The sequence below is a fragment of the Stappia indica genome, from assembly GCF_009789575.1.
Taxonomy (GTDB): Bacteria; Pseudomonadota; Alphaproteobacteria; order Rhizobiales; family Stappiaceae; genus Stappia; species Stappia indica_A.
This window is the reverse complement of record NZ_CP046908.1, coordinates 1258166-1271338: the sequence shown is the minus strand read 5'-3', so window position 1 is coordinate 1271338 and position 13173 is coordinate 1258166. Positions and strand designations below refer to the sequence as shown.

At 66.3% G+C, this 13173-nt stretch carries 10 protein-coding genes; 3 read left to right on the top strand and 7 right to left on the bottom strand.

Annotation, left to right across the window (positions count from 1 at the left end; genetic code table 11):
- The first annotated feature begins 121 nt into the window (after positions 1-121).
- The gene (locus tag GH266_RS06095) at positions 122-895 is read left to right on the top strand and encodes an AraC family transcriptional regulator (RefSeq protein WP_158193104.1); all 774 of its coding nucleotides are present in this window, start codon (positions 122-124) and stop codon (positions 893-895) included.
- Between the two features lie 414 nt (positions 896-1309).
- On the opposite strand, the gene GH266_RS06090 is transcribed toward GH266_RS06095, so the two are convergent.
- The 7 genes from GH266_RS06090 to GH266_RS06060 all read right to left on the bottom strand — a co-directional run bounded on the left by GH266_RS06090 (position 1310) and on the right by GH266_RS06060 (position 9515).
- The gene (locus GH266_RS06090) at positions 1310-3433 is read right to left on the bottom strand and encodes a methyl-accepting chemotaxis protein (protein WP_158193103.1); all 2124 of its coding nucleotides are present in this window, start codon (positions 3431-3433) and stop codon (positions 1310-1312) included.
- A 178-nt stretch (positions 3434-3611) separates the two neighbouring features.
- The gene (locus GH266_RS06085) at positions 3612-4793 is read right to left on the bottom strand and encodes a vWA domain-containing protein (RefSeq protein ID WP_158193102.1); all 1182 of its coding nucleotides are present in this window, start codon (positions 4791-4793) and stop codon (positions 3612-3614) included.
- 61 nt (positions 4794-4854) lie between these two features.
- Entirely contained in the window at positions 4855-5931 is a 1077-nt protein-coding gene (locus tag GH266_RS06080; RefSeq protein ID WP_158193101.1) for a YcjF family protein, read from the bottom strand.
- A complete protein-coding gene (locus GH266_RS06075; RefSeq protein WP_425329564.1) occupies positions 5928-7394 on the bottom strand; it encodes a YcjX family GTP-binding protein in 1467 nt (488 codons plus the stop codon). Before GH266_RS06075 ends, GH266_RS06080 begins: the two co-directional genes overlap by 4 nt.
- 59 nt (positions 7395-7453) lie before the next feature.
- Positions 7454-8032, bottom strand: coding sequence for a SixA phosphatase family protein (locus GH266_RS06070; protein ID WP_158193099.1), 579 nt, complete (start codon positions 8030-8032; stop codon positions 7454-7456).
- A 94-nt stretch (positions 8033-8126) separates the two neighbouring features.
- Positions 8127-8666, bottom strand: a complete 540-nt coding sequence (locus GH266_RS06065; RefSeq protein WP_209001554.1) for a hypothetical protein — start codon at positions 8664-8666, stop codon at positions 8127-8129.
- 3 nt (positions 8667-8669) lie between these two features.
- Positions 8670-9515 carry an AAA family ATPase gene (locus GH266_RS06060; protein WP_158193098.1) on the bottom strand — a complete coding sequence of 282 codons (846 nt, stop codon included), beginning with the start codon at positions 9513-9515 and terminating at the stop codon, positions 8670-8672.
- 286 nt (positions 9516-9801) lie between these two features.
- On the opposite strand from GH266_RS06060, the gene GH266_RS06055 reads away from it, so the two are divergent.
- Together GH266_RS06055 and flgK are read left to right on the top strand one after the other, a co-directional pair.
- Entirely contained in the window at positions 9802-11205 is a 1404-nt protein-coding gene (locus GH266_RS06055; protein WP_158193097.1) for a flagellar hook protein FlgE, read from the top strand.
- 80 nt (positions 11206-11285) lie between these two features.
- Positions 11286-13169, top strand: coding sequence for a flagellar hook-associated protein FlgK (gene flgK / locus GH266_RS06050; protein ID WP_158193096.1), 1884 nt, complete (start codon positions 11286-11288; stop codon positions 13167-13169).
- The last annotated feature ends 4 nt before the right edge of the window (positions 13170-13173 follow it).

Genomic DNA, 13173 nt, shown 5'->3' with positions numbered 1-13173 from the left:
ATTTTCGTATTTCGGGCGCACGAGGGGCGAAAAGCGGGTGCCGCGCCGCATTTTCGGGGCGTGGCAGGGGCGGTGCATTGCCTGTATGATGCCTGGCCGGCATCCCGAGATCCGCGGTCCCATGATACACCCGTTGCGCCTCAACCAGTTTCCGGAAGAGCATCCGGACCCGATCATCTCCTTCGTGGGGACCGAAGCGGCCGGTGCGGTGACCAGGCCGCACGCGCATGGGCGGGCGCAGCTGTTTCACATCCTGCGCGGCTCCGTCACCGTGGTGACGCAGGGCGGCAGTTTCGTGGTGCCGCCCGAGCGGGCGATCTTCATCCCGCCCGGCATCGTCCATCACTCCAACTACCACACCGAGACCGACGTCCGGTTTCTCTACATGCGCCCCGAAGGCCTGCCGACGATGCCGGACACGCCCTTCGTGGTCCATGTGACGCCGCTGCTGAGGGAGCTGATCCTGGCCTTCATGGGGGCGGCGCCGGACTATCCCTCGGACGGTCCGACCGGGCGCCTGGCTGCCGTGCTCGTCGACCAGATCGCCGCCTCGCGTGTCGCGCCGCTGCATCTGCCTATCCCCGAGGAGCCGCGCCTGCGCGAGGCGATCCGTCCGCTCATCGACGATCCGGCCGTCGATCTTTCGGCCAGCGAGCTTGCGGCGCGGGCCAATCTGTCGCTGCGCTCCTTCGAGCGGCATTTCCCGGCGCAGACGGGCCTCTCCTTCCGCGCCTGGCGGCAGCAGGCCAAGCTGATGAAGGCCGTCGAGTGGTTGTCGCAGGGTCTGTCTGTCGGCGAGGTGTCCGACCGGCTCGGCTACGAGGGGCCGAGCGCCTTCGTCGCCTCGTTCAAGAAGTCCTTCGGCGTCACGCCGGGGCGCTATTTCGGGGACTGACGGATCGGTCAGAGTGCCTTGTCGACGCCCCGCCGATGCTGTTTGCAGCGCGCTTGCGGCTTATCCCCGGCGCCTTCGGGCGAAACGCGCCGGTTTCTCGAAAATTGCGCCGGTTTGCAGCGAATTGAGACGGATTTTGATGTCGGAGTCTCGAAATTCGCCGAAATTCCGGCAATTCCGCGCGATCACGCCTCTGCCCGCCGGCGGGGATTGGCGGGGGACAGGATCGCGTGGACCGGCGGCACCTGAAGGTTCCGGCGGGCGTTGCGCGGGCATAGGGCTCCTCACCGGGGATTACTCGTTATTCGCGGTTTCAGCGCGAAAACGGGGATAGCCGGCTGCCGCGAGCCGCACCAAACGGGGATTACGGCAACCGCGTTGCCCCGCGGTTGCCGGCTTTCCTCACGTCCTGTCTCAGGCCGCGCGTACGGTCGACAGGAAGGTGTCGACCTCTCTTCTCAGCATTTCGGCCTGGTTCGAGAGCTCGCTGGCCGAGGCCAGGAGCTGGCTGCTCGACGCGCCGGTTTCCTGGGCGGCCGTATTGACCATGACGATGGTCGAGCTGACTTCGGTCATGCCGGAGGAGACCTGGGAGATGTTGCTGGCGATCTCCTGCGTCGCCGCATCCTGCTGCGTAACGGCGCCGGAAATGGCGGTCGAGACCTTGTTCATCTCGCGCACTGTTCTGCCGATTTCGGTGATCGCCGACACCGTTCCTCGGGTCGAGTTCTGGATGTCCTTGATCTGGTCTCCGATTTCTTCCGTCGCACGCGCCGTCTGGTTGGCGAGAGACTTGACCTCGGCGGCCACCACCGCAAAACCCTTGCCGGCATCGCCCGCGCGCGCCGCCTCGATGGTGGCGTTGAGCGCCAGCAGGTTGGTCTGCTCGGCGATCGCCTGGATCAGGGCGATGACCTCGCCGATCCGGTCGGCGGCCGTCGAAAGTTCGCCAACCTTCGCGTTTGTCGTATCGATGCTCTCGACGGCCGTCTGGGAGATCGACTGGGATTCTTCCATCTGGCGGCCGATCTCGGAAATCGAGCTCGAAAGTTCCTCTGCCGCGCTGGAGACGGCCTGCACGTTGCTGCTGGCTTCTTCGGCCGCGGAGGCCACGACCTGGGAGCGCTGCGAGGTATCCGCCGCCCCTTCCGACAAGCTGTTGGCGGCCGCCAGCATCTCCGTTGCGGCGGAGGCGACGGTCTCGACGATGCCGCCGATCGCGCTCTGGAAATCGTCCGCCAGCTTTGCCCGTGCGGCGCGCGCCTCGGCATCGATCCGCGCCTGGGTTTCCGCCTGCTCCGCTTCCAGCCGCTTCACCTCCAGCGCGTTGTCCTTGAACACCTGGACCGCCACAGCCATCTCGCCGATCTCGTCCTTGCGATGGGTATCGGGCACCTCGATGGACAGGTCGCCTCCGGCGATCTCGCGCATCGCAACGTTCATGCGGGTGATCGGCCGGGAGATCGTGCGGGCGAAGAGGAAACCGCCGATGCCCATGACCAGGACCACGACGCTACCGATCAGCGTGAAGCGCAGGGCCATCGCATTGATCGGAGCCTGGATCTCGGCAAGGTCGATCTCGGACAGAAGCGCCCATTGTGCCTCGTGGAAGCGCACCGGCGTGTAGGAGGCCACGACCGGATGGCCGCGATAGTCGGTGGAGACGGCAACGTCGGTCTCGCCGGCCAGAGCGGCGCGGGTCGAGGGCGTGTCCGACTTCCGGACAAGGATTTCCGAGGGTTCTCCCTGCTTGCGGAACCGGCTCTCGGAGCGCATCAGGAAGTCGGAACCGACGATGTAGGTCTCGCCCGTCTCTCCCAGGCCGATGGCGTTCGTCATCACGGCGTTGATGCGGTCGATCGGCATCTGGAACACCAGCGCGCCGTCGAAACCGCCGTTTGCGTCAAGAAGCGGGGAGGCGATGAAGCTGGCCGGGACGCCGGCCGAGGGGGCGTAGGGCGCAAAGTCCACGAATGCCGCATTCTCGGCTTGCGGGTTGTCGCGCACCTTCGCGAACGCCTCGGCGAGCCCGGTGCCGCGCCACTCGCCGCTCAGCAGGTTCGTGCCGAAATCCGCCTCCTTGAAGACGGTATAGACGACGTTGCCGGACGCATCGATCAGGAAGATGTCGTAGTAGCCGCGGGCCTCCTGGACCTTTCGAAACCACGGATGCAATGCAGCGTGGAGCTGCGAGTAGGCGGATCCGTCGTCGGCGTTGTCGAGCTTCTGCTTTTCGCCGGCGGGATGCGGGTTGCCGTCGATATAGGCCTTGCGGAGCGCGTCGTTGGAGCCGGAGGCGGCAAGCACCTCGCCATAGGCATCGCGCATGCGTGCGAGCGCATCGTGCACGGTCGCGTTGCTGGCCAGCACGGCGATATCTTCGTCGATGCTTTCCAGATAGCTCGAAAGCTCCGACTTGCGAGAGGCGGCCGTCGCCCGCATCGCCTCGAGAGAGGATTGGTAGAGTTCTTTTCGGGAGGCGTCATACCCGACGACGGCCGTGATGGCCGTCGCCATGGCGACGGCAACTGCCACCATCAGGGGGATTTTGTGGGAGATGCGGAGGGACTTCATGCCAGTGCTACCACGCTGATTGGTGACACTGTCTGTTATGGCGAATTTCCGTTGCGTAAGAATTAATTTCCTCGGTAAAACTAGCAGGGCAAAATATTCTGATAAATGCGCGGGGCTCGGCGAGAGAACAGCTCGTTCTGCGCTAGCGCGACAGCTCCTTCATGGCCGCTTCGAGCCCGTTCAGCGTCAGGGCATAGTGGCGCCCGTCCATCAGCTCCTTGATCATCTGGATCGAGTGGGTATAGCCCCAGTGCCGCTCGGCCACCGGGTTGAGCCAGACGCTTCTGGAATAGTGGCTGGCAAGCCTGTCGATCCAGACCGAGCCGGCTTCCTCGTTCCAGTGTTCCACCGAGCCGCCCGCATAGGCGATCTCGTAGGGGCTCATCGAGGCATCGCCGACGAAGATCAGCTTGTAGTCGGGGCCGTACTTGTGCAGCACGTCCCAGGTCGGGATACGCTCGGAATGGCGGCGCGCGTTGTTTTTCCAGACGAATTCGTACGGGCAATTGTGGAAGTAGAAATACTCCATCACCTTGAATTCGGAACGGGCCGCGGAAAACAGTTCCTCGCAGACCCGGATATGGTCGTCCATCGACCCGCCGATATCGAAAAACAGCAGCACCTTCACGGCGTTGCGCCGCTCAGGCCGCATGCGGATGTCGAGCAGGCCGCGATGGGCGGTGGCGCGGATCGTGTCGTCGAGATCGAGCTCGTCGTGGGCGCCCTGGCGCGCGAAGCGGCGCAGCCGCTTGAGGGCGACCTTGATGTTGCGGGTGCCCAGTTCCACCGTGCCGTCGAGGTCGCGGAAGGAGCGCTTGTCCCAGACCTTGACCGCCCGGCGATGGCGGCTTTCCGCCTGGCCGATGCGCACGCCTTCCGGGTTGTACCCGTAGGCGCCGAAGGGCGAGGTGCCGGCCGTGCCGATCCACTTGCTGCCGCCCTGGTGCCTGTCCTTCTGCTCCTTGAGGCGCTCGCGCAGCGTCTCCATCAGCTTCTCGAAGCCGCCGAGCGCCTCGATCTGCGCCTTTTCCTCTTCCGTGAGGTGCTTTTCGGCGAGCTTGCGCAGCCATTCCCCGGGCAGCTCGCGCGCCTCGGTGCCGCTCCCGCCGCCCAGCTCCAGCCCGTTGAAGGTCTGGCCGAACACCTTGTCGAACCGGTCGAGATTGGCCTCGTCCTTCACCAGGCAGGCGCGCGAGAGATAATAGAAATCATCCACGCTCTTGTCGGCGAGGTCGGCCTTCAGCGCCTCCATCAGCGTCAGGTATTCCCGCAAGGAGACGGGCAGGCCGGCGGCGCGCAGATTGGTGAGGAAGGTCAGGAACATGAGCGAAGGTTAAGTACAACGCGCGGGCTTGTCGAGCGGACGTTTGGGGGGGAGGGGCGGATCAGGGGTGCTCGCCTTGCGGGCGGCCTTCCGCCTTTTCCAGCAAGGCCTTGGCTTCGGGATCGGCCCGGAACAACTCGCCCATCACTTCGGACACGCCGGGGCCGGACCTGCCGATGAAGGGGATGGGACGGCAGACCTCGATGGCGGCGATGCCGACGCGGGCGGTCAGCAGCCCGTTGACGACGCCCTCGCCGAGGCGGGCGGAGAGCCGCGCGGCAAGGCCATGGCCGAGCAGCTGCGAGACGAGGCTGTCGCCGGCCGCCATGCCGCCGGTCATGGCCAGATGCGCACCGACATGGCGGGCGAGCCGCAGGAAGCCGATGAGGCCGGGGCGCCCGCCATAGAGCGTGGCGAGGCGGCGCATGATCCGCAGGTTCTCGATCAGCACGATGGCAAGGTCCAGCGCGGCCCGCGGCGAGACGGCGGTGACCACGGACACGCGTTTGACGCTGTCCCTGACGATGCGCACGGCGCGTGCGTCCAGCTCCTTCAGCAGGTCCCGCTCGGCCAGGACGACGAGGTCGCGCCCGTCGATGATCTCGCGCATGTGGCCGCTCAAGGCATTGCGCCCGCGTGCGGTTTCCGGACGCGCCGTGTAGAGGGCGATGAGCTCGCGAATGCCGGCGCGCGCCTTGTCCTGGTCGTCGGCCTCCGCCGCCTCGGCGAAGGTCTTGCGCAGGCCCTCGATATGGCGCAGGCGCAGGATCCCGAAGATTTCGCGGAAGATCAGCCCCAATGCGCCGAGCGCTGCAAGGGCGGCAAGGCCGATGCCGAGCCAGCCGAGCCAGTCGTTGCGGGAAAACAGGTCGCGGATCAGCGCGTCGACGGACAGTCCCACCGCCAGCGACACGAGCCCACCGAGGCCGACGGCGAACCAGCGACCCCAGCGGATGCCGGCCTTGCGTTCGGGCGCGGGCAGCCCGGCGGCATCCCCCTCGCGGGTCGGAACGATCCTTGCCTCGCCGGCCAGCGTCGGCTGCGGGTCCTCGTCGGCGGTCATGCGCACGCGGGCGTCGTCCAGGCGGAAGGCCGCCGGCTTGCGGTCCTGCCGTGGCCTGTCGTTCCTTGAGGTCATGCCAGACGATCTCCGATGAGAAACTGCAACGCGCGGTCGAGGCGGATATGGGGCAGCGACAGCTTCACGCCCTCGGCGGTCACCTGCAGCTCGGGCGGGCGAAACCGCACGAAGCGGACCGAGGAGGCGGGCGCATCGGCGGCAAACAGCACGTCCGGATCGTCCGGCAGGTCTCCGGGGAACAGTGCGATTTCCGTGCGCCCGTCATAGGTCTCGCCGTTGACGCGCTCGCCGGTGAGCGGGGTTCCGAGGATCGCCGGCATGGTCTCGCCGTCATGGGTGAGGCTCGCCTCGCGCGTTGCACGGATGGCGGCGAGCGCCAGCACGTCGACCTCGGCACCGCCGTATTCGGCGCGATTGATCGCCCGTCCGACGAGACGTTTGAGAATTGCCTCCAGCCGGTCGTGATCGGCGCGATTGAGGTGGTCGGCCTTGGTCGCGGCGAACAGGATGCGGTCGATGCGCCGGGCGAAGATCGAGAAGATCCGCGCGACCTTGCCGGGCCGGAAGGCCGAGAGGATCTCGGCCAGCGCGGCTTCGAGATCCGCCAGAGCCTCGGGGCCCGCATTCAACGCGTTGAGAGCGTCGACCAGCACGATCTGGCGGTCGAGACGGGCGAAGTGATCGCGGAAGAACGGGCGGACCACGTGCTTCTTGTAGGCCTCATAGCGGCGTTCCATCATCGCACCCAGCGAGCCGGGCTTCAGCGGGCCGTCGTGGCCGGAAAGATCGAGCGGGGCGAAGGTGAGGGCGGGCGAGCCCTCCAGGTCTCCCGGCATCAGGAACCGGCCGGGCGGCAGCATGGAGAGCGCCCGCTCGTCCTCGCGGCAGGCGCGCAGATAGTCGGTATAGGCCGCCGCAAGGCGCCGGGCCTGCTGCTCGTCCGCTTCCGCGCCCGGATCGGTCTCGCCGAGGATCGCGAGATAGGGGGCCGCGACCGTCTCGCGGCCGGGCTCGCGCGCCCGCACCAGAGCTTCTGCGCAGAACGTGCGGAAGTCCTTTTCCAGCAGGGGCAGGTCGAGAAGCCACTCGCCCGGATAGTCGACGATGTCGAGATGCAGCTTGCCGCGGCCGAGGGCGCGCGACAGGAAATGGGCGGACTCGAACTCTACCGTCAGGCGCAGCTCGGAGACCTGGCGGGTCGATTGCGGCCAGATCCGCTCCTTCAGCAGCGTGTCCACATGCGCCTCGACGTCGAAGCGGGGCACGTTGTCGTCCGGCTGCGGCTCGAGATAGGCGCGGGCGATCCGCCCGCCGGCCGCGGCCTCGAACAGGGGCAGCCGTCCGCCATGGATCAGGTTGTGCACCAGCGCGGTGATGAACACCGTCTTGCCGGCGCGCGACAAGCCGGTAACGCCGAGCCGCAGCGTCGGCGTGCCGAGCGTCGATGCGGTCTCCGTGATGTTCTCGATGGAATAGCGGACCTCGTCGGTCACGCGGGTCAGAAAGCTGCGTTTCGTCAAGATGGTTCTCCGCCGACCCATGTGGGGAAGCGAGGCGGGGCTTGCAAGCGCGTCCCGGATCAGCGGTCTTGCGCGGGCGTGCCGTCGTTCGCCGCCTCGGGCAGGGCGGACATGGATGTGGTGGCCGCCAGATGGCGCGGCAGACAATAGGCGACGACGCGCCCCGAGCCCGGTTCGACCGCCGACCAGTCCGCTGCATCGAAGTCTATCACTGACAGGGCAGCGGTGGGATATTTCGCGGCGATCGCCTCGCGCAGCGCCGGATTTCCGGTGCCGATCAGCGACAGGGCGGTGTCCTGCGTTGCCGGGTTATGCCCGACCACGAGCAGGCTGCGCGCCGTGCCGCCATGGCTGCGGATGATCTTCAGGTAGTCGAGATCGGACTCGTCATAGAGCGCGCGCGTCAGGCGGATATCGGTCTCGCCCGCAAGGGCCGGCAGGAGCGCGGCGAGGGTCTCGCGCGTGCGCTGGGCGGTGGAGCAGAGAATGCGCGAGGGCTGCAGGCCGTGCCGCGCCATATGGGCGCCGACCTCGGGGGCCGCCTGGCGGCCGCGTTCGTTGAGCGGGCGCTGGAAGTCTGAAAGGCCGGGATGGCCCCAGTCGGATTTTGCGTGTCTCAGCAACAGCAGTCGCAGCATGGCAGGCTTGGCTCCCCGGCAGTGTCGATGTCGGCAAGTCTAGCGGCATGCCGCCTGCAATGCCTCGGTAAAATCTCCAGGTTGGAGCCTCGCCTCAGCGCGAGGCCAGCAGTCCGGCAAAGGCGGTGACCAGCGGCCCGATCTCGCCGGCTTCGTCCGGAAGGGAGTAGGAGATCCACAGCGTGTAGTCGGCGCTGCCGTTTCTAAAGCGCCAGAGGGTCTCGCAGCGATCCGTCGTTCCCCGCTTGCCGGTCAGGAAGGAAATCCCCGAGGCTGCGGCGCCGGTGGTGGCGACCAGCTTGAAACCGGCGGCGCGGAAGCGGTCGCGGAACGACCGTGCGGCCTGTTCCCCGGTTCCCGAAGGATGGCTGCGCAGGACGGCCGAAATCCCTTCCGCGTTCTGGTAGACGCAGCCGGCCAGCCGGTCGGCCGAGCCGACGAGCACGCGCGTGCGGTTGAGGGTGGCCAGCGTGTCGGGGCAGACGAGGCCGGTGAAATGCCGCATGCCGTCGACGACATTGGTCCAGCCGGCATCGGTTCCCCGTTCCTGCGCGGCGGCAGGCGGCGTCCATGCCCCGGCGAGCGCCAGCGCGGCGAAGGCGACGGAAGCCCTGCGCACCGTCGGCCCGCCCATGGCTCAGCGTCCGTCGCGCCGGTTGAGGAAAGCCAGCTTCTCGAACAGTTGCACGTCCTGCTCGTTCTTGAGCAGTGCGCCGTGCAGCGGCGGGATCAGCTTGCGGCCGTCGCGCTCGCGCAGCGTCGCCGCATCCACGTCCTCGTTGAGCAGCAGCTTGATCCAGTCGAGCAGCTCCGAGGTCGAGGGCTTCTTCTTCAGGCCCGGCGTGTCGCGGATGTCGTAGAACACCTTCAGCGCCTCGCGCAGCAGCTCCTGCTTCAGGCCGGGGAAATGCACCTCGACGATCTCGGACATGGTCCCGTTGTCGGGGAAGGTGATGTAGTGGAAGAAGCAGCGGCGCAGAAAGGCGTCCGGCAGCTCCTTCTCGTTGTTGGAAGTGATGATCACGACCGGGCGCTGGCGGGCGGCGATGGTCTCTCCGGTCTCGTAGACGTGGAACTCCATCCGGTCGAGCTCGCGAAGCAGGTCGTTCGGGAACTCGATGTCCGCCTTGTCGATCTCGTCGATCAGCAGCACCGGGCGCTCATCCGCGGTGAAGGCCTCCCACAGCCGACCCTTGCGGATGTAGTTCGCGATGTCGTGGACGCGGTCGTCGCCGAGCTGGCTGTCGCGCAGGCGCGAGACGGCGTCGTACTCGTAAAGGCCCTGTTGCGCCTTGGTGGTCGACTTGATGTGCCACTCGATGAGGTTCGCCCCGAGGGCGGAGGCGATCTCCTGCGCCAGCACGGTCTTGCCCGTTCCCGGCTCGCCCTTCACCAGCAACGGTCTTTGCAGCGCGATCGCCGCGTTGACCGCGATCCGCAGATCCTCGGTGGCGACATAGCCGGTCGTGCCTTCGAAGCGCATGGATTTCCCCGCAAGACTGATCTCGTTGCGCTGCACAGTATGGGGCGGTGCGGGGCTGCGCAAGACCTGCCCGGTTGCTGCCGGCGCCCGGCATTTGTTGCCGGGAGGCAGGGACAAAGCTGCCGCCCTGAACCCCCGATCGCGCCGAGTTGAAAAGCTGGGTCGTTGTTTTTCAAGGGCTTGCGAGCTGTTCCGAAACTGGCACGACACTTGCCAACTCCAGACATCAAGATCGTGGTCCGCCTGGTGGGCCCGTCACGCCATCCGATCCGTTCTGGAGGTTCACATGGGTGTTTTTGGTGCATTGAATGCGGCCGTGTCCGGCCTTTCCGCGCAGGCCTATGCGCTGGAGAACATCTCGGGCAACATCGCCAACTCGGCGACCGTCGGGTACAAGCGGCTCGATACGTCGTTCTCCGACCTGGTGGGCGGCGGCAAGGGCGCCCAGCCCGGCCAGATCGCCGGCACGGTTTCGGCGAGTTCGCGGGCGACCAACGGTATCCAGGGCGACCTGCAGCAGAGCCAGGTCGATACCTACATGGGTATCAACGGCAGCGGTTATTTCGTGGTGCAGGGCCGCGCGGGCGAGGTCGACGGGCGGTCGATCTTCACCGGCAACGACCTCTACACCCGCCGCGGCGATTTCGAGATCGACAAGGAAGGCCGCCTGGTCAACGGCGCCGGCTACTACCTGATGGGCCAGCCGATCGACCCGGTCACCAAGAACGTGTCCGGTTCGGTGCCGTCCATCATCACGATCGACAGCTCGGTGATCCCGGCGGTGGTGACCGACCGGATCACCTATGAGGGCAACCTGCCGACCACGCCGCAGACCAGCGCCCGTCTGGCCGGCGGGTCGGATCTGCTCGATGCGTCCCTGACCAAGGCCTCGACCGGTGCGGCTCCGGATGCGGTTCCTGCCCCCCAGGTGGTCGGCGTGAACGCGATTTCCGCCGATGACGAGGTCAACTTCCTGAACAGCTCCATCGCCGGTGAGGCCATCACGGTCTACAACTCGAGCGGCACGCCGGTGAACGTCCAGATGCGCTGGGCCAAGACCTTCGAGGATGACGGCGCGCAGTCCGACACCTGGTCGCTTTACTATCTCTCCGATTCCGATGCGACCGGCACCGACCCCAAGTGGACCAAGGTCTCCGACGCCCAGTTCGGCTCCGACGGCCGGATGGCGGTCCCGGCGACGAGCAACATGACGATGACGAACCTCACCGTCGACGGACAGCCCGTGGGCGACGTGACGCTCGACTTCGGCACCAATGCGCTGACGCAGTTTGCCGACAGCAACGGCGCTGCCAAGATCTCCAAGCTGCGCCAGAACGGCTATCCGGCCGGCGACCTGACCGGCGTGGCCGTCTCGGAGGCCGGGCGCCTGGTTGCCTCCTACTCCAACGGCCGTACCCGCGAGCTCTACGAGATCTCGCTCGTGTCGTTCTCGGGCGAAGCCTGGCTGGAGCGCGTCAACGGCGGCGCCTTCGAGGTGACGCCGGCGTCCGGCGAGCCGATTGCGGGCGCCAATGGCAGCATCGTGGGCAAGCGGCTCGAGGCGTCCAACACGGACATCGCCGACGAGTTCTCCAAGCTGATCGTGACCCAGCAGGCCTATTCGGCGAACACCCGTATCGTCAGCTCCAGCGACCAGATGCTGAAGGAAGCGATCAACATGATCCGCTGACGTGGGCCAGGGACCAGCCGGCCGGCGCGAAACGCGCCGCCCGGTCTTTTGGACGCGAAGACTAGACGCCGGGTGAGATCATGGGACTGGGCAGCGCTCTCAACACTGCATTGATCGGGCTGGGGTTCAACCAGCGCCAGCTCGATGTGACGGCGGGCAACATCGCCAATGCCGGCAATGTCGGCTACACGCGCAAGTCGATCAGTGCGTCCGCGTCCTATGACGGCAACGGGCGCATTACCGGCGTCGACGTGGACAGCATGCGGCGCTATCTCGATGTTGCCGTGCAAAGCCAGTACCGCACGTCGCTTGCCGAAAACCAGTATGCGTCCGTCTCGCAGCAGTATCTGTCCCGCGTCGATACGATGTTCGGGACCATCGGCGATGCAGGATCGCTGTCGAATTCCTACAATGGATTCGTCGCGTCGATGTCGAACCTGGTTTCCGGGCCGGAGGATTATTCCAACCGGCTGGAAGTCCTGCGAATGGCAGACCAGCTTGCCGGCAAGCTGAACGCGATGTCGTCCGATATCCAGTCGATGCGGCAGGAAGTCGAGTATCAGATCTCCGATCAGGTCGACCGGGTCAACGAGCTGCTCGGCGATATCCAGAAACTCGACCGCCAGATCGTGGCCTCGTCCCAGGACGGCGCCGATCCCGTTGGCCTGATGGACCAGCGCGACATGATGCTGGAGGAGCTCTCCGGCTATATCGACATCACCGTCAAGCCGACCGAGCAGGGCGGCGTGCGCATCCACATGGGCGGCGGCACGCTGCTCTACGATGTGGACGTGATGAAGCTGAAGTTCGACGCCCGGGGCAGCGTCAACGCCGACTCGCTCTACTCGCTCAATTCGAACGAGCGCGGTGTCGGAACGCTGGTTCTGGAGAATTCGGAAGGCAGCCGGATCGACCTGCTGTCGACGCGGACGCTGCGCAGCGGCTCCATTGCGGGCCTCGTCAACATGCGCGACGAGGCGCTGGTGCACGCGCAGAACCAGCTCGACGAGCTCGCAGGCTCGATCGCCAGGGCCTTCTCCACCCATGAGCAGCAGGGAACCCCTTACGTCAATGCCGGCGTCCAGACCGGCTATGAGGTGGACCTTGGCAACCTGCAGCCGGGCGACAATCTCAGCTTCGAGTTCAAGGACCTTGCGACGGGGCGCACCAAGTCGGTGACGATCTACCGGAGCGACGGCCCGGTTCCGCCGGCCCTGACCTCGACCAACGATTCCAACGACATCTTCCTCGCCGTGGACTTCTCCAGCGGCGACTACAACACCATTGCCGGCAATATCCAGGCGGCGCTGGACGGGGATCCGCGGATCGGCGCAGGCGCTTTCGCCGCCTCCAATCCGGCGGGGTCCACGCTGCGTCTGGAGAGCACGGCGCCCGCGAGCCAGCGCATCGAGGGCCTCAGCGCCTTCGAGACGGCGAGCGGTCCGTCCGCCTATGGCGACGCGTTCTCGCTCTTCGTGGATGATGCGGGGCAGCCGTTCACGGGAATGGCGGATGGGCGTCCCAATGTCACCGGGTTCGCATCGCGCATCCGCATTTCCGAAGACCTGCTCAACGACCCGTCGCTGCTGGTCGAGTATGCGCCCGGCGTCGCCAGCGGCGACACGACGCGGCCGCAGGCGATTCTGGACAAGCTGACCGGCACCTCCACGGCCTTTTCGCCGGGCACGAAGATCGGCGGCGCAAGTTCCGTCTTCAAGGGCTCGATCGCCGACTTCGTGACGGCCAGCGTGTCGCACCAGAGCGGCCGCTCCGCCCAGGCCAAGGCAACCCTTGCCGGCCAGGAGGTGGTGACCGCCAACCTGAAGACCCGGCTGGATGACAGCTCGAAGGTCGATGTCGACCAGGAACTGGCGCAGCTCGTGACCCTGCAAAATGCCTACGCGGCCAACGCCCGCGTCATGCAGGTGGTGCGGGAACTCTATGACATCCTGATGCGGAGCTAGCGAG

Bases quoted from the DNA above. Each gene is read 5' to 3' on its own strand.
- GH266_RS06060 (WP_158193098.1), bottom strand. From the start codon at position 9,515: ATGCGCTTCGAAGGCACGACCGGCTATGTCGCCACCGAGGATCTGCGG.
- GH266_RS06095 (WP_158193104.1), top strand. From the start codon at position 122: ATGATACACCCGTTGCGCCTCAACCAGTTTCCGGAAGAGCATCCGGAC.
- GH266_RS06055 (WP_158193097.1), top strand. From the start codon at position 9,802: ATGGGTGTTTTTGGTGCATTGAATGCGGCCGTGTCCGGCCTTTCCGCG.
- GH266_RS06085 (WP_158193102.1), bottom strand. From the start codon at position 4,793: ATGTTCCTGACCTTCCTCACCAATCTGCGCGCCGCCGGCCTGCCCGTC.
- GH266_RS06080 (WP_158193101.1), bottom strand. From the start codon at position 5,931: ATGACCTCAAGGAACGACAGGCCACGGCAGGACCGCAAGCCGGCGGCC.
- GH266_RS06065 (WP_209001554.1), bottom strand. From the start codon at position 8,666: ATGGGCGGGCCGACGGTGCGCAGGGCTTCCGTCGCCTTCGCCGCGCTG.
- GH266_RS06090 (WP_158193103.1), bottom strand. From the start codon at position 3,433: ATGGTGGCAGTTGCCGTCGCCATGGCGACGGCCATCACGGCCGTCGTC.
- GH266_RS06070 (WP_158193099.1), bottom strand. From the start codon at position 8,032: ATGCTGCGACTGCTGTTGCTGAGACACGCAAAATCCGACTGGGGCCAT.
- flgK (WP_158193096.1), top strand. From the start codon at position 11,286: ATGGGACTGGGCAGCGCTCTCAACACTGCATTGATCGGGCTGGGGTTC.